The sequence below is a fragment of the Ruegeria sp. CDSB114 genome (assembly GCF_059611025.1).
On record NZ_JBXWOT010000006.1, the window covers coordinates 60,074 to 81,520 of the forward strand.

A 21,447-nucleotide genomic window follows, 5' to 3' on the forward strand; every position below is an offset into this window, starting at 1 on the left:
TGTTGATGGGTATCTAGCTTGCCATACGCAGCACGTCCAGAAAGGCGGCGCCAAATCTTTCGTGACGGCGGTCACCCAGAACCTGTTCGATGGCGCGCGGGTCGTCTGATCGCAACTGCGCCACCTTTGCCAGTTGCGAGGCGGTACAGGTCAGAGGCTTGTCGATTCCATCAGGGCCGCGCGACAGTTGCGACTGAACTTCGAGCAGGCGGTCGTAAATCTCACCCTGATCGCGCCCGGCCAGTTTGCGACGGGCCGGGTGTAGTTCTTCGACCGCGCCGGTCAGAACCTCCAGAAACGTGGCCCCGTATCGTTCCAGTTTCTTAGCACCGATCCCGCTGATCCGGGCCATATCATCCAGTGTTGCAGGGCGGGTTTCCGCCATTTCGATCAGGGTGCGATCGGGAAAAATAACATAGGCCGGGACCCGCGCGGATTCGGCCAGCGCACGGCGTTTCGCCTTCAGTGCGCTCAGCAGCGGTGCGTCTTCTTCGGATACCATCTCTTTGACCGCAGGCCGACGGGTTGCTTTGCGGATCGTGTCCTTACGCAGGTTGATCTGCGCCTCGCCTTTCAGGATCGGCTTGGCGGCCTCAGTCATGCGCAGCGCGCCGTGGCGGTCGGGATCAGGACGGACCAGATCATGGCCCATCATCTGCCGAAAGATCGCCTGCCATTGCGGGCGCGACCAGTCCTTGCCGATACCATAGGTGGACAGCGCATCATGGCGGCGGGCGCGGATCTTGTCGGTCTCGTTGCCCAGCAGGATGTCGATCAGATGGCCTGCGCCGAACCATTCCTCGGTGCGCAGGATCGCGGACAGGGCCATACGAACCGGGGTGGTGCCATCGAACACTTCCGGCGGGCTGTCACACAGATCGCATTTGCCACAGGGTTCGGTCTGTTCATCGAAATAACCCAGCAAAGTCTGACGGCGGCAGGCCAGCGCCTCGGCCATGCCAAGCAGAGCGTTCAAACGGGCGTGATCGGCCATCCGCCGGTCAGAGGGAGCAAGCCCCTCGTCTATCTGTGACCGGCGCAGGCGAATGTCATCTGCCCCAAACAGGGTCAGGGTTTCTGCGGGAGCGCCATCACGCCCGGCGCGGCCGATTTCCTGATAATAAGCTTCGATGGATTTGGGCAGGTCCGCATGGGCGACCCAGCGGATGTCGGGCTTGTCGATGCCCATGCCAAAGGCAACCGTGGCCACCACGATCAGACCATCCTCGCGCGCAAAGCGGGTCTCGACGATGCGGCGATCCTCGGGATCCATGCCGCCGTGATAGTGACAGGCGGTGTGGCCTTCGGCACGCAGGGCCTGTGCCAGAACCTCGGTCTTGTTACGGGTGCCGCAATAGACAATGCCGGATTGGGTTTTGCGCGCGGCGGCAAAATCCAGGATCTGTTTGCGGGGCCCATCCTTGGCGGCAAAGGCCAGGTGGATGTTGGGCCGGTCGAACCCGCGCAGAAATTTGCGCGGGGCCGTACCGTCAAACAGCTTTTCGACAATCTCGTCCTGCGTTTCCGCATCTGCTGTGGCGGTGAAAGCGGCCAAAGGCACATCCAGCGCACGCCGCAGCTCTCCGATCCGAAGGTAGTCGGGGCGGAAATCATGGCCCCATTGACTGACGCAATGCGCCTCGTCCACCGCAATCAGGCTGACATTGATCCGCCGCAACATGCCCAGCGCCGATCCGGCGGCCAGACGTTCGGGAGCCATGTACAGCAGCTTGAGCCGTCCGGCCTCCAACGCTTCCCACACGGCATCGGTTTCTTCGGGGGTATTGCCGGATGTTAGCGCGCCGGCCTCGACGCCTGCTTCCTGCAAGCCGCGCACCTGATCGCGCATCAGGGCAATCAGCGGAGAGATCACCACCGTGACCCCATCGCGCATCAGCGCAGGCAGTTGGAAACACAGGGATTTGCCACCGCCCGTGGGCATGATGGCCAGCACGTTTTCGCCCAACGTGACGGCATCGACGATCTCTTCCTGACCGGGACGGAAGTCGTCGAATCCAAAGACATCTCGCAGCAAAGGCGCGGCGTCGAACATGTGCGGGGGTGCCCTGCTTTAAGGTTTATCTGCTCTTAAGACAGGACAATCACATACTAAGATTCACTGAACAAGAGGTCAGACAAAATAGACCATATTGTTGATCAGGATAATACGCAGCGCATAGACACCGATCAGAACCACCAGGGGCGTCAGGTCAAGTCCGCCCATTGCAGGCAGAACGCGTCGGATCGGGCCGTAAATCGGCTCTAACAGGCGGTTCAGCCCGTACCAGATCTGCGCTACCAACTGTTGATGCAGGTTCAGCACCTGGAAATTGATCAGCCAGCTCATGATGACATGGGCCAGAATGATGAACCAGACAATGTCCAGAATCAGCAGCAGAATTTGGATCAACGACAGCATGGGGCCTCCGGATTTCACATCTGCTGAGACCTAAGGGCCCCTGCACAAAAGAGCAAGTCCGCGCCAACAGAACGCTTGCGAAATGGGCCAAAGCCCCGTCTTATGACGCCAACAATAAAAAACGGGGCAGGTATGGCAGAGATTTCCAAGCGCAAACGTATCTGGGGCTGGTGGTTCTTCGACTGGGCAAGTCAGCCCTATCACACGCTGTTGGTGACCTTTGTTTTTGGGCCCTATTTTGCCGGAGTAGCCGCCGAGTATTATCTGAACGCCGGGCTGGGTTCCGATGCCGCAGACGCACGGGCGCAGACGGTGTGGGCGAACTGCATGACCATCGTGGGGCTGATCATCGCCTTCGGTGCCCCGCTGATGGGGGCGATGGCAGATGTTTCGGGCCGTCGGATTCCGTGGATATTCGGCTTTTCGATCATGTACGCGGTGGGCTCTGCTGCGCTGTGGTACACGTTGCCGGACGGGTCAAACATGTGGCTGATGCTGTCGGCCTTTGGCCTGGGTTTTGTCGGGGCGGAATACGCGCTGATCTTCGCCAATTCTCAGCTGCCCGATCTGGGTGATGACAGTGAGGTGGGCGAGATATCGGGTTCGGGTTTTGCCTTTGGCTATTTCGGCGGGCTTATCTCGCTGGCGATCATGCTGGCCCTGTTTGTTGAGCAGGGTAATGGCAAGACCCTGATCGGCGTGGACCCTGTTTTTGGTCTGGACGCCGCAGCACGCGAAGGCACGCGTTTTGTCGGGCCGTTCACCGCCGTGTGGTTCATTCTGTTCATGATCCCCTATTTCCTGTGGGTGCGCGACGATCCAGATGTCGAAAAGAAAGGCAGCGTCAAAGAGGCGCTGCAGCTGCTGGTCAAATCAGTCTCTAACCTGCGCAATCGCGTTAGCCTCGCCAGCTATCTGGGCTCGTCCATGTTCTATCGTGACGCGTTGAACGGGCTGTATACATTTGGCGGCGTTTATGCGCGGCTGGTGCTGGAATGGGATCTAATCAAGATCGGCGTATTCGGGATTGTCAGCGTTCTGGCTGCGGCAGCCTTTGCCTGGCTTGGCGGCAAGCTGGACAAGAAATACGGCCCCAAACCTGTCATTCTGGTTGCGATCTGGGTACTGATCTTTGTCTGTATCACCGTCGTGATGATGGACCGGACCCAGATCTACGGCATCACCCTGCCCGAAGGGTCGGGCCTGCCGGATCTGGTGTTCTTTGGTTGCGGTGTTCTGATCGGCGGCATGGGGGGCATCCTGCAATCGGCCAGCCGTTCTCTGATGGTGCGCCACACCGATCCCGTTGCCCCGGTCGAGAGCTTTGGCCTGTATGGCTTGTCCGGCCGCGCCACCGCATTTGCGGCCCCGTTGTTGATCGGGATTGCCACAACCCTGACCGGTAGTGCGCGACTGGGGGTGTCACCCATAGTTCTGTTGTTTATTCTGGGACTGTTCCTAATGCGCTGGGTGAAACCGGAAGGGGATCAGAGCAGATGATTTTACTACGTTTTTTCGCGGTCATTGCCGCAATCACATTCGCCGGTACCGCAGGTTCAGAGCCGCTGGCCAAGCAGTTATTCGGAGGCCAAAAGCAAAGTTCACAACAAAAACCGGCCGCTTTCGGCAGTTATTCGCGCGGCTGTGCGGCGGGGGCGGTACAACTGCCCGAAACCGGACCCACATGGCAGGCCATGCGCCTGTCACGCAACCGCAACTGGGGCCATCCGCAGGCGATCGACTATGTCCAGGATCTGAGCCGGTTTGCGGCCAAGCAGTCAGGATGGAATGGTCTCTATATAGGCGATATCAGCCAGCCGCGCGGCGGGCCGATGACATCGGGCCACCGCAGCCACCAGCTGGGTCTGGACATCGATATCTGGATGCTGCCCGGTGACAACATGCGTCTTTCCCGCAAGGCGCGCGAGAATCTCTCGTCGATTTCCCTGCGCCGCTCGAACGGTGCCTTCGTCAACGGCAGCTGGACCAAACAGCATCACGCAGTGCTGCGTGCAGCGGCAAAAGACAAGCGCGTGGCGCGGATATTCGTCTTTCCCGGTGCCAAGGTGCAGATGTGCAATGACGAAAAGGGAAACCGCGCTTACCTGCGTAAAATCCGGCCGTGGTGGGGCCATCACTATCATTTCCACGTGCGGCTGGCCTGCCCCAGAGGATCAAGCGGCTGCGTGAACCAGGATCCGCCGCCCAAGGGTGATGGTTGCGCCGAAGCACAGCAATGGGTGAACAACATCCTCAACCCGCCACCGCCCGATCCAAACGCGCCAGCACCCAAGAAGCGACGCGAATACCGGATGGCCGATCTGCCCAAGCAATGCACAAACGTCTTGCAATCCAACTGATCGCGGCGCTGCTGCTGACAGGTATGGTTTGGGCGGAGGGGGTAAAGCCTGCCGCTTTGCTGAACAATTTTGTCTGGCGACATCAGGCGGATTGGTTCGGCGGATATTCCGGAATTCACATCTTTGACGGTGGCACCCGCATGATCGCGCTGAGTGATCGTGCAACGATGTTGGACGCTCGTATTGATCGAAACGAGGATGAGATTACTGGCATCGAGATCCAGCGGCACTGGCCCATCCTGTCCAGCACCGGCAAGGTTCTGGTGGGCATCGCTGGAGATTCCGAAGGCTTGGCAATCGCCCCTGACGGTGGGGTCTATATCTCATTCGAGGGGGTGCACCGGGTGGCTTATTATTCCGATCCGACCGGCCCGGCGCAGGTTCTGCCACGCCCCAAAGCCTTTGAGGTTCTTGACCATAACGGCTCGTTCGAGGGGCTGGCCATTGACGGGCTTGGGCGGCTGTACACCCTGACCGAAAAGAGCCGTACCGTATCGGGGGACATACCGGTATATCGTTGGGATGGTCAGTCGTGGTCGACACCTTTTGTCCTGCCGCAACGGGGCAAGTTCCTGCCAGTGGCCGCGGATTTCGGCCCCGACGGGCGGTTCTATGTGCTGGAACGATCGGTGTCCCTGACAGGCTTTCGGTCGCAGCTCAGGCGTTGGGAGCTGAATGGTGACACACCGCAATCCGAAGAGATCTTGCTGCAAACCGCGCGTGGGACGCATGACAACCTCGAAGGCCTGTCGGTCTGGCGTGACGATCAGGGAAGGTTGCGGGTTACGATGATTTCGGATGACAATTTTCTGGCCCTTCAGCGGACGGAGCTGGTGGAATATCTGCTGCCCGATTGACAGGCCTGAAACAAAGGTCTAAACGCACGGCTTGCCTTGGGACGGTCCCTTGGCCAAGTCGCCGCTACCTTGTCAAAACGGGCATCAAAATATGCAACGCGCTTTTATTCCCGGCATTCTTGCCATGGCCACCATCGTTGTGGCCTCTAACATTCTGGTCCAGTTCCTGATCCTTGACGGCCTGTTGACCTGGGGTGCTTTCACCTATCCGCTGGCCTTTCTGGTCACCGACATCATGAACCGCGTCTATGGCGTGGCCACCGCCCGCAAGGTCGTGTTGGCCGGGTTTGTCACCGGCATCATCTGTTCGCTGATCGGCAGCCAGATCATGCTGCAGGGGGATGGGTTCACCTATGCCGCTGTCCCGCTGCGGATCGCCGTGGCCTCGGGAACCGCGTTCTTGATCGCGCAGCTGACCGACGTCACCGTGTTCAACGCCATGCGCGGGGGGCGCTGGTGGCGCGCGCCGCTGGTCTCAACCCTGGTTGGGTCCGCACTGGACACCGCGCTGTTCTTCACCATCGCCTTTTCCGCCTCGATCGCGATCTTTGGCGCCAATGCAGACGCTGCGATCAGCTGGGCGTGGGAGCCTGTTCCCTTCATGCTGTCTGGCCCGATGGCACCCCTGTGGGTCACGCTGGCCTTTGCCGACTGGCTGGTGAAACTGTCACTGGCGCTGGTGGCGCTGATCCCCTTCAAGGTGATCGTTGCGCGCCTGACCGCGCAGCCCGTGTAAAAAACGCTTTGAGAATGGCACAGCTTGTGTCACCATCCTAGTTAACCGCAACAGATAGAAAAGGAGGTGATCCAGTGTCGAGAAAGAGATTGGAGAGAGGTGTTGGAACAACCGGGGGGATCGCCCGTTAGGGCAGCCCTTGGCGGAGCGCTCGCTCCGGCTGGTCGATTGATCTAACCGACCCAACCTCCTAAACTTTCGAAGGGCCGTCCTGCTAGGGCGGCCCTTTTTGTTTCCGCGCAGCACTTGTAAGGTCCGCCCCATGTTGCGGATCAATGACGATATCACCCTGCAAGACTGGGAAATGACCGAAAGCTTTGTGCGCTCTTCCGGCCCTGGCGGGCAGAACGTGAACAAGGTTTCGACCGCAGTCGAGTTGCGGTTCGAAGCGGCGCGCTCGCCCTCACTGCCTGATCCGGTCAAGGCGCGGCTGAAACGGTTGGCTGGGCGGCGCTGGACCAAAGAGGGCGCGATCATCATCCAGTGCGAGGAAACGCGTAGCCAGGCCCGCAACCGCGAGATTGCGCGGGGGCGATTGGCCGAACTGATCACCCGCGCGCTGGTCAAACCCAAACGGCGTATCGCCACCAAGCCCACCTATGGCTCGGTCAAACGTCGATTGGCCGCCAAAAAGGCCCGTTCGGATGTCAAATCTCTGCGCGGCAGGGTCGACGAAGATTGATCTGGTAACTTCTTTGCGCCTTGCTACTCTGCCCTGACAGGCGACAAGGAGGCAAAGCCATGAGGTTGGAGGGAAAAACCGCAATCGTAACAGGCGGCGCGTCCGGGTTCGGTGCCGGTATCGCGCAGAAGTTCATTGCAGAGGGCGCACGCGTGATGATCGCGGATATCAACGGCGCTGCGGCCCGCGAAATGGCAGAAACGCTGGGCGCGCAGGCCATCGCGCAGCAGGTTGATGTGGCCAGCACGGCATCGGTTCAGGAAATGGCGGACACCGCCCACGACGCCTTTGGCGGGCTCGACATCCTGGTCAACAATGCCGGAGTGACCCATCTGCCGACCCCGCTCGAAGACGTCTCCGAAGAGGATTTCGACCGTGTCTTCAAAGTGAACATGAAATCCGTCTATCTGACCGCCCGCGCCTTTGTGCCGATGATGAAGGCACGCGGAACCGGGGCGATCCTGAACGTCGCCTCAACCGCCGGGCTGTCCCCGCGCCCCAACCTGAACTGGTATAACGCCTCCAAGGGCTGGATGATCACCGCAACCAAGACCATGGCGGTGGAACTTGCTCCGTCCGGCGTGCGTGTCAACGCGATCTGCCCTGTGGCTGGGGAAACGCCGCTGCTGAAATCCTTCATGGGCCAGGACACCCCTGAAATACGCGCCAAATTCTTGTCGACCATCCCGATTGGTCGCTTTTCAACACCCGAAGACATGGCCAACGCGGCCCTCTTCCTGTGCTCGGACGAGGCCAGCATGATCACCGGCACAGCCCTGGAAGTGGATGGTGGTCGATGCATCTGATCCGCTCTTCATCTGGCCATAAATACCTCCGCCGGAGGCAGCGCGCGACAGCGTGCTCTCCTACCCAACGCTTGAGGTAGACATGACCCCAGGACTCAGAAACCTTATCACTGATATCCCCGGCCTCAAGGTCGGCAACGCGCAAGATGATGTCCTGAAATCTGGTGCCACTGTTTTGACAGCGGAATCTCCCTTCATTGCGTCGGTTCACGTCATGGGTGGCGCACCCGGAACGCGGGAAACCGACCTGCTGGCCCCCGACAAATCGGTGGACCGTGTTGATGCCATCGTCCTTTCGGGCGGGTCTGCTTTTGGGCTGGATGCCTGCTCGGGTGTTTCAGACGCGATGCGGGCCGATGGACGCGGTTTTCCGGTCGGTCAGGCGATTGTTCCGATCATACCGGGCGCGATCCTGTTTGACCTTCTTAACGGAGGCGAAAAAGGCTGGGCTGAAAACCCCTATCGAGTGCTGGGGCGTGCCGCTTATCAAAACGCATCAACGCAATTCGAACTTGGCACCGCCGGGGCGGGCACCGGGGCATTGGCTGCAATGCATAAGGGCGGGCTTGGCTCGGCCTCATTTGTGTTGCCCAGCGGTATTACTGTCGGAGCGCTTGTCGCGGCAAACCCGCTCGGTAGTGTGACAACGCCCGGAGATCGACATTTCTGGGCGGCCCCATTCGAACATGGTGCGGAATTTGGCGGATTGGGCCCGGATATGTCGCCCGATCAAAGCCAGATGCGCCCAAGCCGCAAAGCACTGGCGATGCGCCCCGCCCGACCCGATCAGACAAATACCACGCTTGCCATTGTCGCCACCGATGCTTGCCTGACAAAACCGCAATGTCAGCGCGTTGCTGTGGCGGCGCATGACGGGATTGCGCGGGCCATTCTGCCCGCCCATACCCCCGGAGATGGTGATCTGGTCTTTGCCGTCAGCACAGGTGCGCGCCCGCTGCAGAGCGAATCCGAGTTGGGCACGATCGGGCATGTGGCGTCTTTGTGCCTGTCACGTGCCATCGCGCGCGCGGTGTTTTCTGCCTCTCCGGCAGCGGGCGATTTGTTGCCGTGCTGGTCGGATGTACATGATTTTGGTTAAGGCGTGGCGGGATCAAATCTGTGACATGGTGCCATCGCGCGGCAATCCGCGCATTGACTCTTACCGGTGCTGAAGGTCCTTTCGGCGCAACAAACCTATATCGGAGCAAAGCCATGAATCGCATCCTCGCTACCGCAATCGCCGGCCTGTTGGCCCTTCCCGTTTACGCAGAAGGTGACGCCGACGCTGGCAAGAAGGCCTTCAACAAATGCAAATCCTGTCATCTGATCGCCGATCCCGATGGCGAGGTGATCGTGAAAGGCGGAAAAACCGGCCCGAACCTCTATGGGGTTGCTGGCCGTACTGCTGGGACGGTTGAAGGGTTTAAATACGGTGACAGCATTGTCGAAGCTGGTGAAAACGGTTTGATCTGGGACGAGGCAACTTTTGTCGAATATGCCCAAGACCCCAAAGCCTTCCTGCAATCCTATCTGGATCAGACCGGGGCCAAGTCCAAAATGACCTTCAAGCTGAAAAAGGGCGCCGAGGACGTTTACGCCTATATTGTCAGTGTTTCGGGCGAATAACTCCTGAAGTCCGGCAGTCGGAAAGATCAGAAAAGGCCGCAGCCCCTGCGGCCTTTCGTGCGGTTGATAACCAGATCAATAGACGCCAATTTGGAACCGTGCGGCACTTCATCTGTTTCACGCTTTGCACCAGACAGCCACGCCTATCGGGTCACAGCCCTTCCGGAATCCCGGTCGCATAGGCGGATCGGCAGCAGGAGACGACAAATGGGAATCATGATCCCGGCCTGGGTTGATGGTGAATTGACCCCCGTTGAAAAGCTTGAGGCCCATGAAAAGGGTCTGCGGCACAAGGCGGTGTCGGTCTTTGTTGTGCGCGGCACCGAGATTTTGCTGCAGCGCCGGGCAATGGGCAAATACCACACGCCCGGCCTGTGGGCGAATACCTGTTGTACCCATCCTGACTGGGGTGAAATGCCCTCGGTCTGTGCCGTCCGCCGCCTGCGCGAGGAACTGGGGATCACCGGGTTATACCCCGAATATCGTCACCGTTTGGAATATCACGCCGATGTCGGCAATTCGCTGATCGAGCATGAGGTGGTAGACGTATTCCTGGCCCATGTTCGAGGACCACTGAAGATCGAGCCGAACCCAGATGAAGTGATGGATATCCGCTGGATCGACTACCACGATCTGCTGGCCGAGGTGCAGCGCCATCCTGACCGGTTTACGCCTTGGCTGAAAATCTATCTGCACAACCACGCCGACACGATTTTCGGCCCCGATCTGATTATCTCGGCCAAATCCTGATGCACCTGCTTGCAAGGTCCGCCCAAGGGGCATAAATCAACCCGTCATGGCCAAGCAGAAGACAGACCCGAATTACAAAGTCATTGCCGAAAACCGGCGCGCCCGCTTCGATTACGCGATCGAAGAGGATATCGAGTGCGGCATCATTCTGCACGGGTCCGAGGTCAAATCCCTGCGGGCAGGCGGGTCGAACATCGCCGAAAGCTATGCCACGGTTGATGACGGAGAGCTGTGGTTGGTCAACAGCTATGTCGCCCCCTACGAACAGGCCAAGGTCTTCAAACACGAAGAACGCCGCCGCCGTAAGCTGTTGGTGTCGCGCAAGGAACTGTCAAATCTGTGGAACGCGACGCAGCGCAAGGGCATGACCCTTGTGCCGCTGGTGCTGTATTTCAACCATAAGGGCCTGGCCAAGATTAAGATCGGCATCGCCAAGGGTAAGAAAAACCACGACAAGCGCGAAACCCAGGCCAAGCGCGACTGGTCACGGCAAAAGCAACGCTTGCTGAAAGATCACAGCTAAAGGCGCTCGATTATCGGTTGTCGGATGGATTTGATCCTCGCGTTCTCAATCAGGCTACCAGGGCTACGGAGACGGCAGATGTCCGGTTTGAGCACAAAGTGTCCAATGCTGTGTTCTGTTCGAATGGCAGCTCAAAATTTTACCCTAAGCATCGTTGACAACTTAAATTCAGTTGACGCCTATTGTGTGAGTGGAGGCTAATTTACTCTCCTTAAACCAGAAAATTTGTATCAAGGATCGAGGACGTGAGTAGGAATATGCTATCCGTTTGGTTTGCCGGAATATTGATAGCTTCAATCTCGCTTACCGAAGCGAGAAGCAACACAGGCGCCGACTCGACGGTCGTGAAAATTCTTCCTGTTTGCCTAGGCAAGCAGCTTTTGAGTGTCCCGCTGGTTCCTCAATTGAAAATTGTTCAACCCGATGGATCACTGCGAGATTTCCGATCATTGTACCGAATGGACCCCGAGCGGATCCAGAAAGTCCTCGTCAACGCACCTTTGAAAGCAAAGCTCATCGTTCTTGGCTCCCCAAGCGAAGATTCTTCTCAGCCACCTTTGCTGGACACCTTGCTTGGTCGAAACTCGCCTTACAAAATTCGCGAGCTACGGCTGTACAGTGGGGTTTGGGCGGATTTCGATACATGGATGGGTACGTTTCCAAAGAGCAGGACGCTACAATCCGGCACCGAGCTTTTTGTGCCCAAAAATGCAAAATTGTTTGGGTATCCGGTAAAAGTATCTTGCAACAATGGGCGAGTACTCGACAGTGAAGACTCCGAGAGACGCAATTGCCTTCTTTCGGGTCTGAAGCGAAGTAAATCTATGATTTCCGTAACCTTTAATACTGCGTCGGACTTAGAGGGTCACTGGCCTACTCCCGCTTCCGATTGGGAAACCTTGGACCTGAGTGACTGGTCCAATTCTTTGGCGGAACTCGAAAATGCAATCCAAAATACTGAAGTCAGGGATACTGACAAGAACATATGCAACTAAATCAAGGGCAACTTTCATTTCCCAAAAACAGCAATAGACAGTGAGTTTTTCAACAACGTTATTTTTAAAGGCGCATCTGGGAGCGGTCATAGTTGGGCAAGTGCTCAGCATAACGCATACTCAAAAAGGTGTCTCGGTGTAGAAAGCTCGATTAAAACGTCAAAGGGTATAGCATTATATGATTTTTGGAAGCAGACGTTGGTTCAATTGCAGCTAATGCCCGCTTTGTCCGCTCTACCGACATTGACCAACAGCCTTACTCGCAGCACTGACTTGCCGTAGAAATTCACCGTTCGCACAGGTGGCCCCATAAGAACCCAAGTTTGAACAAAGCAGAGCCCAAATGCGGCAGCGATTAGAATGCCATGGCCGCCTGAACAGCGCGTTGCCAGCGGTCATAGGCGGCGTCGCGTTCCTCTGCGGATAGTTTGGGTTCGAACCGGCGATCCAGCGCCCAGGTTTCCGCGAATTCCTGTTGATCAGGGTAGATGCCCGCGCGCATACCGGCCAGCCAGGCCGCGCCCAGAGCGGTGGTTTCCTGCATCACGGGTCGGTCGACCTCGGCGCCGAGGTAATCCGACAGGCCTTGCATCGCCCAATCGGATGCGCTGGCACCGCCGTCGACGCGTAAGATGACATCGGTATCTGCGCCCCAGTCGCCCTGCATGGCATGCCACAGGTCTCGGGTCTGATAGGCGATGCTTTCCAGTGTTGCCTTGGCAAATTCTGCCCGGCCGGAATTGCGGGTCAGCCCAAAGACCGCGCCCCGGCAATCGGGTTTCCAATAGGGCGCGCCCAATCCGGTAAATGCGGGCACCAGCACAACATGCTGGTTGGGGTCGGCCTGCTGCGCCAGCTCGCCACTTTCCGGGGCGGTTTCGATGATCTGCAGCGCATCGCGCAGCCATTGCACCGCAGCCCCTGCGACAAAGATCGACCCCTCAAGCGCATAGGTTTTTTGCCCGTCCAACTGATAGGCAATCGTTGTCAGCAGGCGGTTCTTCGAGGCGACCGGCTGAGGCCCGGTATTCAACAGCGCAAAACACCCCGTCCCATAGGTCGATTTCATCATGCCGGGCTGGAAACAGGCCTGCCCGATGGTCGCGGCCTGCTGATCGCCCGCAACACCCAGAATCGGGATATCTCCCCCAATCAGAGTCGTTTCTCCGAAGTCCGAGGCGCAATCCTGTACCTCGGGCAGCATGGACATGGGCACATCCAACAGATCGCAGATCTCGGTGCTCCAACAGCCTTTGTGGATGTCGAACAGCAGTGTGCGGGCAGCGTTGGTGGCGTCTGTCACATGGTTGCGGCCTTCGGTCAGGCGCCAGATCAGGAAACTGTCGATGGTGCCGAACAGTAGCTCGCCTGCCTCGGCGCGGTCGCGGGCGCCGGGGACATTGTCCAGTAGCCATTTGACTTTGGTTCCAGAAAAATACGGGTCCAGCAACAGCCCGGTCTGCTGGGTCACGTCATCCTCGCACCCGGCCTGCTTGTAGCGGGCGCAGATATCGGCAGTGCGTCGATCCTGCCAGACGATTGCGTTGTGGATCGGCTCGCCGGTCTGTTTATCCCAGACCACGGTTGTTTCACGCTGGTTGGTGATGCCGATACCGGCGATCTGATCGGGGGTTGCGCCAACGCTCTGCATCACTTCGCGGCAGACACGTAGGACGCTGTCCCAGATTTCCTCGGGATCGTGTTCGACCCAGCCTTCTTGTGGGAAATGCTGCGTGAATTCATGCTGCGCGGTGCCTGCCCGTTGCATGTCCGCGTCGAACAGAATGGCCCGTGATGATGTGGTGCCCTGATCAATGGCAAGAATATAGGTCACGCCTGCGCCCCCCCCTTCGCATTTGGTTTTGCGAGACTTTAGCGCAAACAGTCGGTTGCGTACCAGAGTGTTCAGACGGGAATATTGTCGATTAGACGCACTCCATCCGCCCAGGCCGCGGCAAACAGGCGGGCGGGTCGGTCGGCATGTGTCAGCGGGTTCAGAGATTCCGCACAGCGCAGTTGGATATATTCCACTTGTGTAAAACCTGCGGCCAAAAGATCGGTTCTGGCCTGTGCTGCCAGTGTGTCGAACGGGGCGCCGTTCTTTAGCGCGTTGGCAAGATCCAGCATGATGCGGTGTTTGTGCGCTGCAATCTCCATTCCCTCGGGCGAGAGGCGCTGATTGCGTGAGGACATGGCCAGACCCGAAGGTTCACGCACCGTGGGGCAGCCGATCACCTCGATCGGGATATCCAGATCACGCGCCATGCGGTGCACGACAAGCAGCTGTTGATAGTCTTTTTCCCCAAAATAGGCTCTGTCTGCCTGGGTTTGCAGGAACAGTTTGGCGACCACAGTGGCGACGCCATCGAAATGGCCGGGGCGGAATTCGCCCTCCATCACATCGGTCAGGCCAGTTACAGATACGGTAGTGGCAAAGCCTTGCGGGTAGATCTCGTCCGGGTCCGGCACATAAATTGCATCAACGCCATAGGGGGCCAGTTTCTGAGCATCTTCGATTTCGGTGCGCGGATAATTGGCCAGATCCTCGGGGTTGTTAAACTGCTTTGGGTTCACGAAAATTGTCACGATAACTCGGTCGGTGCCATTTTTGGCCGCTTCAACCAGAGACAGATGCCCCGGATGCAACGCGCCCATAGTTGGGACGACGCCGATTGCCTCACCTTTCTTGCGCCAGTTGGCGGTCAAGGCGCGCACATCGGAGAGGTGACGCAGGATCGGAGCGGTCATTTAGCTGAGCCCTGTGACGGAGCCTGATCGGCAAAGACATGTTCATCGGCGGGGAAAGCGCGTGCGCGCACTTCGGCGGCGTACTCGGCGATGGCGGCCTCGGCCAGTGGCCCCAGCTCGGCATATCGTTTGACGAATTTCGGTTTGAAAGCGGTGAAAAAGCCGACCATGTCGTCCACCACAAGTATTTGCCCGTCACATTCGGCGGACGCGCCAATGCCGATAGTAGGGATGGCGACCTCGGCAGTGATTTGGTTGGCTAGACCCTGCGGGACCTTCTCTAACACAAGGGAAAAGGCGCCTGCATCAGCCACGGCATGGGCATCGGCCAGTACCGTCTGTGCCTGATCATCACGGCCCTGCACCTTGTATCCACCCAGCGTGTTGATCGACTGTGGGGTCAGGCCGATATGCGCCATCACCGGGATGCCGCGCTTGACCAGAAAGCGGATGGTCTCGGCCATTTCGACACCGCCCTCAAGCTTGACGGCCCCGGCACCGGTTTCGGCCATCAGGCGGGCAGCATTGCGGAACGCCTGTGCGGGGCTTTCCTCGTAACTGGCAAAGGGCATGTCGATGACCATCATCGCCTTGTCCAGCCCGCGAGCAACAGCCTGACCATGCAGGATCATCATCTCCATCGTCACGCCAAGGGTGGATTCCAACCCGTGTAGCACCATGCCGACACTGTCACCGACCAGAACAAAGTCGCAATGATCATCCATCAGTCGGGCCATCGGAGTTGTATATGCGGTCAGACTGACCAGTGGCTCGCCACCTTTTCGGGCGCGAATATCCACGGCATTCGGGGCTCTTTTGCGGGCGGTGGCGCTCATGCTCGCTCCTCGCGGTTCATGTTGCGGTGCGGCATAGCAGATTGGGCCGGGCCAAAGATAGCCCGGTTGCGCGAACATTTCCTTGATTGACCTAAGGTTTAAAGGGACATTGGTCCGCAGACCGGTCCGCGACATGCAGGACCACGCAGTTTCAGTGGGGAGACAACGATATGACAAAGCAGATGTTTCGGTCTTTTGCATCGGCGCTGGCGATTGGAGCCAGTTTGATAGCCACCCAAGCCCTGGCCAAATCCGACATCACCATCGCAATGCAGCTTGAGCCGCCGCATCTGGACCCGACCAGCGCTGCGGCACAGGCCATCGATTCGGTTGTCTATACCAATATCTTCGAAGGTCTGACCCGGTTCATGGGCGACGGATCGGTCGTGCCCGGGCTGGCGGAAAGCTGGGAGATATCAGACGACGGCACCGTCTATACCTTTAAGCTGCGCGATGGTGTGACCTTCCACGATGGCACCACCATGGATGCCGAGGACGTCAAATTCAGCCTTGACCGGGCCCGCGCTGAAGACAGCGCCAATGCACAAAAGGCCCTGTTTGCCGGGATCGAAAGCGTTGAGGTCGTGGATCCGTTGACCGTCAGGGTCACCCTGTCAGGACCAAACGGGAATTTCCTGTTCAATATGGCCTGGGGGGATGCGGTGATTGTCGCCCCCGAAAGCATAGAGGCGATCAAGACCAACCCGGTCGGCACCGGCGCGTTTGCCTTTGGGGACTGGGTGCAGGGGGACAGCATCACGCTGACGCGAAACCCCGACTATTGGGGTGATCAGCCCGCGTTAGAGTCTGCTACATTCAAGTTCATCTCGGACCCGACCGCCGCCTTTGCCGCCATGATGGCCGAAGATGTGGATGTGTTCGACATTTTCCCGGCGCCTGAGAACATGCCGCAGTTCGAGGCTGATCCGCGCTTTCAAGTGCTTGTCGGCTCGACCGAGGGTGAGACGATTCTGTCCACCAACAACAAGCAGCCGCCCTTTGACGACATCCGGGTGCGGCAGGCGCTGGCCCATGCCATCGACCGTCAGGCAATTGTTGACGGCGCGATGTTCGGCTATGGCACGCCCATCGGAACGCATTTTGCCCCGCACAACCCGGCCTATGTCGATCTGACCGGCAATTCGGCGTATGACCCCAAGAAGGCCGCGCAGTTGCTGGCCGATGCGGGCTATGCCGAAGGGTTCAAGACCACTCTGCACCTGCCGCCGCCTTCTTATGCTCGCCGCGGAGGCGAGATCATCGCCGCGCAACTGGCCGAGGTCGGGATCGAGGCTGAAATCATCAATGTCGAATGGGCGCAGTGGCTGGAATCGGTGTTCAAGGGCAAGGATTTTGGTCTGACTATCGTCAGCCATACCGAGCCGATGGATATCGGCATCTATGCGCGGCCCGACTACTATTTCCAGTATGACAGCATCGACTTTCAGACGCTGATGGAGACGTTGAACGCCACCACCGACCCTGATGAGCGTACCCGCCTGTTGGGCGAAGCGCAGCGTCTGATCGCAAATGATTACGTCAACGGGTATCTGTTCCAGCTGGCCAAGCTTGGCGTTGCCAAGGCTGGCGTTCAGGGCCTTTGGGAAAACGCACCCACAGCGGCCATCGACCTGACCGCCATCAGTTGGGCGGAATAAGACCAGTTCCAGAGAGGAGACCGGCGCATGAGAAGATCAACCCTCGTTGCGTTGATGATCGCGGTTTTAGCCGTGATTGCGCCGGTTGCTAAAGGGGATACGCCGCTTGAGCAGGCGGTGACACTATGGCTGGAGGGCGATGATGAACGCGCTCTGCCACTGCTGGCGGAGCTGGCGGCTGATGGTGACGCGCAGGCACGTCTGCTGTTGGGGCGAATTGAAACCGCCGATCTTGGACCATCTCCGTTCCGCCAATCGCTGGGCCGAATGGGTTCGCGCAAGCTGTTTCGTCAAAAAGACCTGACGGCCTTTGGCCGATCCTGGCTGTTGGTCGAGGCGAAAGGTGGAAATGAGCTTGCCCAAGCGCTGTTGGATGCCAAACGCCCCACACCAGATCCGAAGTTGATTGCCCAGCTCAATGCGTTGGGAGAACATCAAGCTACGGACTACCCGACGCGAATTGTGGCGCTCTATGGCGATCCAGAAATGCGCGGCGATCTGTTGGCGGATGGGCAGCTGATGCAGGACCTCAAACCTTACCTGAGTTATCTGACGGTCGATCCCGAGCCGCGCGGCGACGGTCTGGCCGCGCTGCGCCACATTCAGCCTGATCCAGTTGACATGAATTCCGATCAGGCGCTGGGCATGGCGGGATTGCTGGCCCTGGGGCTGGGATATGGCGATCTGTCTGTGGACAATAGCTGGCGCCCGGCGGTGGAAAACTGGTTGATGACATCCCAGTCGACCCGCCCCATCGCGCAGCTCTGTTCTGACCAATGCGGGGCCGAGGCACCAAACTGCGCCTTTGCCTTCCTTGCCCTGTTTGGCGGCTATTTCGAGGTCATCCGCATCGACAGCCCGCTGGAAACGCTCATCCCGCAGGAGCAGTTTCTGGATAGTCCTCGCGCGCGCCTGATGGTCCTTCGTCGGGCGGCACTAGCCCGAACCGAGACAAATCTGGAAACGCTGGTGGACAGCGCACCCGCGGCGAAGCTTTCGACCTGCGCGACCGATTTAGTCCGGCAAGAGCAGCAGTCCTACAAGTAGCTGTTGCGTAGGCGCGGCTCGCACCCGTAACCTGTTTGTAATGCTACGCTATGCCCTCAAACGTCTGATTTCGCTGGTGATCAGCCTGGCTATCGCCTCGGTGGTCATTTTTGCAGTGATCGAGGTCGCGCCGGGCGATCCGGCATCCTTCATGCTTGGCGTCAACGCGCAGGCGGACACGCTAGCCGCGCTGCGGGCCGAGCTGGGGTTGGATGTGTCCAAACCGCAGCGCTATTTCAACTGGGTCAGCGGAATGCTGGTCGGGGATTTCGGCACCTCATACACCTATCGCACGCCGGTGTCTCAGATGATTGCGGACCGACTTTGGGTGTCGTTGCCGCTGGCGCTTTATGCACTGACCCTTTCAACCCTGATCGCCTTTCCCGCAGGGATTTACGCTGCTGCGCGCCGGGGGCGGCCCGGCGATGTGGCGGTCATGGGGGCCACACAGCTCGGCATCGCCGTGCCCAATTTCTGGTTCGCCATGATGCTGGTGCTGGTCTTTGCCATCAATCTGCGCTGGTTCAACGCTGGAGGGTTCGCAGGCTGGGACGGCGGGTTTTGGACCGGTCTGCACTCGCTGACCCTGCCAGCCATAGCGCTGGCTCTGCCACAGGCGGCGATTCTTGCAAGGGTCATGCGGTCGGCCCTGCTGGATATTCTGGGTGAGGATTTCATGCGCACCGCACGGGCCAAGGGCCTGTCCCGCCGACAGGCGCTGTGGCGTCACGGGGTGCGCAATGCGCTGATCCCGGTGCTGACTATCATCGGGCTGCAGTTTTCCTTTCTTCTGGCCGGGTCCATCATTATCGAACAGGTGTTTTACCTGCCCGGCCTCGGACGCTTGGTGTTTCAGGCGATCTCGGCCCGCGATCTGATCGTGGTGGAATCGGTCGTCATGCTGCTGGTTTTTGCAGTGATCACGGTGAATTTTCTAGTTGATCTCGCCTACGCCGCCGTTGACCCCCGTCTGAGGAGCAGGACATGAGCCGCAACCTCATCCTTGGTGCAGTACTCTCCTCGCTGGTGGTCTTGGCGGCGGCACTTTCCTTTGTCTGGACGCCCTATGCGCACGCCGCGCTGAATATTCCCGCCAAGCTGCAACCACCCAATACGCAGCACTGGTTTGGCACCGATCATTTTGGGCGGGACATGTTCTCAATGATCATGGTGGGTGCGCGCACTTCAATCGCTGTGGCCTTGGTGGCGGTGGGGATCGGCATGACATTGGGCGTGCCACTTGGTCTGGCGGCAGCGGCGCGCAAAGGCGCGTGGCTGGATGAGGTGATCATGCGCGGCAACGATCTGGTTTTTGCTTTCCCGTCGTTGGTCATCGCCATCCTGATCACTGCCGTTTTCGGTGCCGGGGCGGTCAACGCCATCATTGCAATCGGTATCTTCAACATTCCGGTCTTTGCCCGTATCACCCGTGGCGCTGCGCTGTCCCTGTGGGAGCGAGAGTTCATCCTGGCCGCCCGAGTCTCGGGCAAGGGCGCGGCGCGGATATCGGCGGAACATATCCTGCCGAATGTGGCGAACTTGCTGATCGTACAGGGCACCATCCAGTTCAGCCTTGGCATTCTTGCCGAGGCAGGCCTGTCCTATGTCGGGTTGGGTGCGCAACCGCCTACGCCCAGTTGGGGCCGGATGTTGGCAGATGCGCAGACGATGGTCAGTTTTGCCCCGCATTTGGCTCTGATTCCGGGGCTTGCAATCATTGTCACTGTTTTGGGGCTGAACCTGCTGGGCGACGGTTTGCGGGATTGGCTGGACCCAAGAATACGGGTGGCGCGCGCATGAACCTGCTGGAAATTGAAAATCTCAACCTGTCGATTCATGGCATGGAGATCCTCAAACAGGTCAGCCTGTCTGTTGCGTCGGGTGAGATCGTCGCCGTCACCGGTGAAAGCGGTTCGGGCAAGTCCATGACGGCGTTGGCGGTGATGCAACTGCTGCCAAACGGTGCGGATGCCGCGGGCGCGATCCGGTTGGACGGGCTGGACCTGCTGAACTGTTCCGAGGATGAGATGTGCGCCCTGCGTGGCACCTCGGTCGGGATGGTGTTTCAGGAACCCATGACCGCGCTCAACCCGGTCAAAACCATCGGGGACCAGGTGATGGAGACAATCCTGATCCACAAAGCCATGCCTACTGCACAGGCCCAGTCCCGTGCCGAAGAAGTGCTGACGCGCGTCGGCCTTCCGCCCGAAAGGTTCCCTCTGTCCAGGTATCCGCATGAGCTGTCCGGTGGTCAGCGTCAGCGCGTGGTGATCGCCATGGCCATCGCGTTGCGCCCAAGGTTGCTGATCGCGGACGAACCTACGACGGCGCTGGACGTCACTACGCAGGCGCAGATTTTAGACCTGCTCACGGGGTTGGTGCGCGAATATGACATGGGATTGCTAATGATCACCCATGATCTGGCGGTTGTGGCCGATATGGCCGACCGGATCATCGTCATGCGCTATGGCGAAGTCGTCGAGGCCGGCGCCACCGAACCCTTGCTGCGGAACATGCAGCATCCCTATACACGCATGCTGTTCCGGGCCTCGGGCCATCAGGTTGACCTGCCGGAACCCAAACAGGCACAGCCTTTGCTTGAGGTTGCACAGGTGGTCCGGGATTACCGTTTGCCCCGAAAGGGCTTGTTTGATGCGCCGCGACACCACAGGGCTGTGGCTGGGGTCAGCTTTACACTGAACAAAGGCGAGCGCTTGGGCCTAGTCGGAGAGTCCGGGTGCGGAAAAACGACCCTAACACGGGCTATCCTGGGGCTGGAAGAGGTGCAGAGCGGCCAGATTCTGCTGGACGGGCAGCCAGTATTCACCGGGCACAAACCCAATCTGGCCGTCCGGCGTAAGATGCAGGTTGTGTTCCAGGACCCCTATGGCAGCTTCAACCCCCGACACCGGGTCACGCGCCTGATCACCGAGCCGTTTCACCTGCTCGAACATCCCCCAACCGGGTCCGAGCAGCAGGATCGGATCGCCGAGATTCTGACAGCCGTAGGTCTCAGCCCCGATGACGCGGGTCGGTACATTCACGAATTCTCGGGCGGGCAGAGGCAGCGTATCGCCATCGCCCGTGCCCTGATCATCCGGCCCGAACTGATCTTGTTTGATGAGGCGGTCTCGGCCCTTGATGTTTCTGTCCGGGCGCAAATTCTGGATCTGCTGGCCGAGCTCTGCGCTGCTTATGACCTAACCTATCTGTTCATCAGCCATGATCTAAGCGTCGTGCGTACGATCACCGACCGGGTTTTGGTGATGCAGGCAGGGCAGATTGTCGAGCAGGGCGAGACGGAACAGGTCTTTTCCGACCCGCAGCACCCCTATACCCAAACCCTGATCGCCGCCGCACCGACCCTGCCGGATATCGGTCAGAATGTGGCGTAAACTACAATG

Annotated in this window: 21 protein-coding genes; 16 read left to right on the forward strand and 5 right to left on the reverse strand. The window is 58.9% G+C overall.

All coding sequences use genetic code 11. From position 1 onward, the window contains the following. Positions 1–13: 13 nt before the first annotated feature. Positions 14–2,053 (reverse strand): DNA helicase RecQ, encoded by a 2,040-nt coding sequence (gene recQ, locus AC2FIP_RS14235; protein WP_496786934.1) that lies wholly within the window; start codon positions 2,051–2,053, stop codon positions 14–16. A gap of 78 nt (positions 2,054–2,131) precedes the next feature. Next, positions 2,132–2,419: a YggT family protein gene (locus tag AC2FIP_RS14240; protein WP_271951835.1), complete on the reverse strand. Its 288-nt coding sequence runs from the start codon at positions 2,417–2,419 to the stop codon at positions 2,132–2,134. Positions 2,420–2,551: 132 nt separating this feature from the next. Between AC2FIP_RS14240 and AC2FIP_RS14245 the strand changes: the two genes are divergently transcribed. The 11 genes from AC2FIP_RS14245 to AC2FIP_RS14295 all read left to right on the forward strand — a co-directional run bounded on the left by AC2FIP_RS14245 (position 2,552) and on the right by AC2FIP_RS14295 (position 11,754). Continuing rightward, entirely contained in the window at positions 2,552–3,919 is a 1,368-nt protein-coding gene (locus AC2FIP_RS14245; RefSeq protein ID WP_271951852.1) for an MFS transporter, read from the forward strand. Beyond that, positions 3,916–4,779, forward strand: coding sequence for a penicillin-insensitive murein endopeptidase (mepA, locus tag AC2FIP_RS14250; RefSeq protein WP_496697886.1), 864 nt, complete (start codon positions 3,916–3,918; stop codon positions 4,777–4,779). The genes AC2FIP_RS14245 and mepA overlap by 4 nt, the downstream gene beginning before the upstream one ends. Beyond that, the gene (locus AC2FIP_RS14255) at positions 4,752–5,636 is read left to right on the forward strand and encodes an esterase-like activity of phytase family protein (RefSeq protein WP_496697884.1); all 885 of its coding nucleotides are present in this window, start codon (positions 4,752–4,754) and stop codon (positions 5,634–5,636) included. Before mepA ends, AC2FIP_RS14255 begins: the two co-directional genes overlap by 28 nt. Positions 5,637–5,727: 91 nt before the next feature. Further along, positions 5,728–6,372 (forward strand): queuosine precursor transporter, encoded by a 645-nt coding sequence (locus AC2FIP_RS14260; RefSeq protein WP_496697882.1) that lies wholly within the window; start codon positions 5,728–5,730, stop codon positions 6,370–6,372. A gap of 262 nt (positions 6,373–6,634) precedes the next feature. Beyond that, positions 6,635–7,054, forward strand: a complete 420-nt coding sequence (arfB, locus tag AC2FIP_RS14265) for an alternative ribosome rescue aminoacyl-tRNA hydrolase ArfB (protein ID WP_496697881.1) — start codon at positions 6,635–6,637, stop codon at positions 7,052–7,054. A 59-nt stretch (positions 7,055–7,113) separates the two neighbouring features. Then, positions 7,114–7,860, forward strand: a complete 747-nt coding sequence (locus AC2FIP_RS14270) for an SDR family oxidoreductase (protein ID WP_496697879.1) — start codon at positions 7,114–7,116, stop codon at positions 7,858–7,860. An 82-nt stretch (positions 7,861–7,942) separates the two neighbouring features. Continuing rightward, positions 7,943–8,959, forward strand: a complete 1,017-nt coding sequence (locus AC2FIP_RS14275) for a P1 family peptidase (protein WP_496786937.1) — start codon at positions 7,943–7,945, stop codon at positions 8,957–8,959. Positions 8,960–9,072: 113 nt separating this feature from the next. Continuing rightward, positions 9,073–9,486, forward strand: a complete 414-nt coding sequence (locus AC2FIP_RS14280; RefSeq protein WP_496786938.1) for a c-type cytochrome — start codon at positions 9,073–9,075, stop codon at positions 9,484–9,486. A gap of 207 nt (positions 9,487–9,693) precedes the next feature. Further along, entirely contained in the window at positions 9,694–10,236 is a 543-nt protein-coding gene (gene idi, locus AC2FIP_RS14285; protein WP_496697875.1) for an isopentenyl-diphosphate Delta-isomerase, read from the forward strand. A gap of 46 nt (positions 10,237–10,282) precedes the next feature. Then, positions 10,283–10,759 carry an SsrA-binding protein SmpB gene (smpB, locus tag AC2FIP_RS14290; RefSeq protein WP_271951849.1) on the forward strand — a complete coding sequence of 159 codons (477 nt, stop codon included), beginning with the start codon at positions 10,283–10,285 and terminating at the stop codon, positions 10,757–10,759. A 245-nt stretch (positions 10,760–11,004) separates the two neighbouring features. Further along, positions 11,005–11,754: a hypothetical protein gene (locus tag AC2FIP_RS14295; RefSeq protein WP_496786941.1), complete on the forward strand. Its 750-nt coding sequence runs from the start codon at positions 11,005–11,007 to the stop codon at positions 11,752–11,754. A 355-nt stretch (positions 11,755–12,109) separates the two neighbouring features. On the opposite strand, the gene glpK is transcribed toward AC2FIP_RS14295, so the two are convergent. From glpK to panB, 3 genes are all read right to left on the reverse strand, one after another. Next, positions 12,110–13,588 (reverse strand): glycerol kinase GlpK, encoded by a 1,479-nt coding sequence (gene glpK / locus AC2FIP_RS14300; protein WP_496786942.1) that lies wholly within the window; start codon positions 13,586–13,588, stop codon positions 12,110–12,112. A gap of 71 nt (positions 13,589–13,659) precedes the next feature. After that, positions 13,660–14,502, reverse strand: a complete 843-nt coding sequence (panC, locus tag AC2FIP_RS14305; protein WP_496786944.1) for a pantoate--beta-alanine ligase — start codon at positions 14,500–14,502, stop codon at positions 13,660–13,662. Beyond that, positions 14,499–15,338: a 3-methyl-2-oxobutanoate hydroxymethyltransferase gene (gene panB, locus AC2FIP_RS14310; protein ID WP_496702501.1), complete on the reverse strand. Its 840-nt coding sequence runs from the start codon at positions 15,336–15,338 to the stop codon at positions 14,499–14,501. Before panB ends, panC begins: the two co-directional genes overlap by 4 nt. 170 nt (positions 15,339–15,508) lie before the next feature. On the opposite strand from panB, the gene AC2FIP_RS14315 reads away from it, so the two are divergent. Genes AC2FIP_RS14315 through AC2FIP_RS14335 form a run of 5 tightly spaced genes read left to right on the forward strand, consistent with a single transcriptional unit; the run spans position 15,509 to position 21,438 of the window. Continuing rightward, on the forward strand, positions 15,509–16,996 hold the full coding sequence (locus tag AC2FIP_RS14315; RefSeq protein WP_496786945.1) for an ABC transporter substrate-binding protein: 1,488 nt from the start codon (positions 15,509–15,511) through the stop codon (positions 16,994–16,996). 27 nt (positions 16,997–17,023) lie between these two features. Continuing rightward, complete coding sequence (locus tag AC2FIP_RS14320) at positions 17,024–18,043, forward strand: hypothetical protein (RefSeq protein ID WP_496786946.1); 1,020 nt, start codon at positions 17,024–17,026, stop codon at positions 18,041–18,043. A gap of 40 nt (positions 18,044–18,083) precedes the next feature. Beyond that, positions 18,084–19,031 carry an ABC transporter permease gene (locus tag AC2FIP_RS14325; protein WP_281973312.1) on the forward strand — a complete coding sequence of 316 codons (948 nt, stop codon included), beginning with the start codon at positions 18,084–18,086 and terminating at the stop codon, positions 19,029–19,031. Then, positions 19,028–19,843, forward strand: coding sequence for an ABC transporter permease (locus tag AC2FIP_RS14330; protein ID WP_496786947.1), 816 nt, complete (start codon positions 19,028–19,030; stop codon positions 19,841–19,843). The genes AC2FIP_RS14325 and AC2FIP_RS14330 overlap by 4 nt, the downstream gene beginning before the upstream one ends. Beyond that, entirely contained in the window at positions 19,840–21,438 is a 1,599-nt protein-coding gene (locus AC2FIP_RS14335; RefSeq protein ID WP_496786948.1) for an ABC transporter ATP-binding protein, read from the forward strand. Before AC2FIP_RS14330 ends, AC2FIP_RS14335 begins: the two co-directional genes overlap by 4 nt. Positions 21,439–21,447 lie beyond the last annotated feature (9 nt).